Origin of the sequence: Kitasatospora sp. NPDC057512, assembly GCF_042802135.1 — a bacterium.
GTDB lineage: Bacteria > Actinomycetota > Actinomycetes > Streptomycetales > Streptomycetaceae > Kitasatospora.
The window spans coordinates 1-2,322 of the sequence record NZ_JBHVET010001028.1; the positions used below are offsets into that span (position 1 = coordinate 1).

The window sequence follows — 2,322 nt, forward strand, 5'->3', positions numbered from 1 at the left end:
GGGTACAGGTGGTGACCTGCTTGGTGACGTCCAGCGCGGGGCCGGCGGTCGCGCAGATCATGCGCGGGGCGCCGGCGGTCACCCGCGGGGTGACCGCCTTGGCGGAGCCGAACTGGACGGTGGTCGCGGTGGCGACCGCCTCCCACGGGCTGCCCCAGGCGGCCTGGGTGCGGATCTCGACCCGAACCATCGTCAACTGGCCGGGGTCCGCGCTGACCTGGCCGACGCCGACGATGCCGGCGCCGTCGGCCTGGTGCGAGACGCAGGGCTGGTTGAGCACCGTGGCGCAGAGTGCGGTGTCGGTGTCGGACGTCGCGGTGGCCGCTATGGCCGGGGCCGCCGTCAGGCCGGCGATCCCTGCCGCCACCATCACCACAGCTGCGATCCGAGCGCGCATGGTACGAACCTCCTTGGAAATTAAGGGAATCTCACTCCTTGAGATGAGTCTGGCACACATCGTGAACGTGATGTGTGTGCGTTGCGTCACACTCATGGTGACGGTTCAACTACATCCTGCAACCATTCGTCATCTGTTCAGTACATGGACAACTCCAGTCCTGACGAATGATCAGTTCATGGGTGGAAGACGGTGGTTCATCACCCGTCCGGGTGGCGGGTTTGCCTCCGGGGCGAATAGGACGGATACCATCGACCCGATCCGGAGGCGTCGACCCGATCCCACGGAGGTGCCGCGTGGACACGGTCATCGTCCAACTGCCCGGCCCGGGGCCCGGGATGAGGTCCGGCGGAGCCCCCGGCCTGCTGCGGATGGGCCCGGGCGAGACCGCGGTGTTCGGACGCGGGGAGCCCGGCCGTCCGGTCCCCATCCCGTTGCCCGACCAGGGCGTCTCCCGCCGGGCGGGGGAGGTGGTCGCGGCCGAGGACTACTGGCGGCTGTCCAACTTCAGCACCTCGACCACCTACGTGGTGGAGAACCTGGAGGGGGCGGGGGAGCACGTCAAGGTCGCGCCCGGCCGGCTCGGTGCCCCCGTCCCGTTCGAGCTCTCCCGGGTGCTGCTGCCCGCCCTCGGCGAGCCCGTGGCCTTCAAGGTCTTCGCCCCGCAGCACGCCTACCTCGACGGCCGGCCCGGCGGTGCCGACGGCGAGCACACCGTCAGCCCGTTCGCCCTGGACCCGACCGCCAAGTACTTCCTGGTCCTGCTCGCGCTCTGCGAGCCCCGGCTGCGCTCGCCCTCCGCCGCCGCCGTCCCCGGGGTGACCGAGGTGCTCGCCCGGCTGCGCGCCCTGCCCGGCTGCCGCGGGCTGAGCCGCTCGGCGGTCAACTACCACATCGACTACCTGGTGGCGACCAAGCTGCGGCTGCGCGAGCCGTACGAGGAAGGGCCGGGCGGCGGCAAGCGCGAGGAACTGGTGGCGCTGGCGCTGAAGTTCGACCTCGTCCGGGAAGAGCACCTGGCCCTGCTCCCGCCCCGGCGCGCGGTCGCCCGGCCGTGACCTCCGGCGCCCCGTCCGAGCCGGAGCCGTCTCCGGAGCCGTCGCCGGGGTCCGGGCCGGCGCCCGATCCGGGGTCCGGGCCCGAGCCGCCCGGGGGCCCGCCCTTCGCGGTCCCGGACGGCTACCCGATCGCCGGCTACCGCCTCGGCGCCTTCCTCGGCGCGGGCGCCTGGGGCAGTGTGTACGCCGCCGAGGGCCCCGACGGCGGCCCGGCCGCCGTCAAGATCCTCGGCGCGGCCCGGTTCGCCCCCGGCCAGCGCCGGACGGTGGCCCGGATGGCCCGCAGCGAACAGCGCTTCAGCCGCCGAGCCGACCACCCCCACCTGATCCGCACCCTCGCCGTGGCCACCGTCGAGGATCCGGAGCACCCGGCGCTCGACGGCGCCGTCGCGTTGGTGATGGAACGCGCCGCCCGCAGCCTCCAGGACCTGCTGGCCGAGGCCCGCCCCGGTACGGCGGTGCCCGACGCCGAGCGGATCCTGGCCGAGGTCTGCGCCGGGCTGACCCACATGCACCGGGTCGGCTGGGTGCACGGGGACCTGAAACCGGCCAATGTCCTGCTGATGCCCGACGGCACCGCCAAGATCGCCGACTTCGGCCTCACCGCCGAGCTGGAGGGCACCCACGCCTACGCCCCGCCGCTGGGCTCGCCCGACCACGTCCCGCCCGAGTGGTGGTCCGAACGCACCGGCGCCCGCGGCATCGCGGTGCGCCCCAGTGCCGACCTCTGGGCGTTCGGGGTGATCGCCCACCAGGTGCTCACCGGCGGCCTGCACCCCTTCCTGGGCGCCACCGCCCGGGCCCGCTCGCTGGCCGCCCAGGCGTACGCGCGGGGCGCGGCGCCGCTGCGGCTGGACGACGCTCTGC

General features: G+C 73.8%; 3 protein-coding genes. 2 read left to right on the forward strand and 1 reads right to left on the reverse strand.

Features of this window, described 5'->3' with window-relative positions:
* On the reverse strand, window positions 1-397 hold a 397-nt coding region (locus ACFU6K_RS37110), incomplete at its 3' end, for a hypothetical protein (protein ID WP_380670775.1).
* A 296-nt stretch (window positions 398-693) separates the two neighbouring features.
* Here ACFU6K_RS37110 and ACFU6K_RS37115 point away from each other — a divergent pair.
* Both ACFU6K_RS37115 and ACFU6K_RS37120 read left to right on the forward strand, forming a co-directional pair.
* The gene (locus tag ACFU6K_RS37115; protein ID WP_380670777.1) at window positions 694-1,455 is read left to right on the forward strand and encodes a serine/threonine protein kinase; all 762 of its coding nucleotides are present in this window, start codon (window positions 694-696) and stop codon (window positions 1,453-1,455) included.
* On the forward strand, window positions 1,452-2,322 hold an 871-nt coding region (locus ACFU6K_RS37120), incomplete at its 3' end, for a serine/threonine-protein kinase (RefSeq protein WP_380670779.1). The genes ACFU6K_RS37115 and ACFU6K_RS37120, both read left to right, overlap by 4 nt.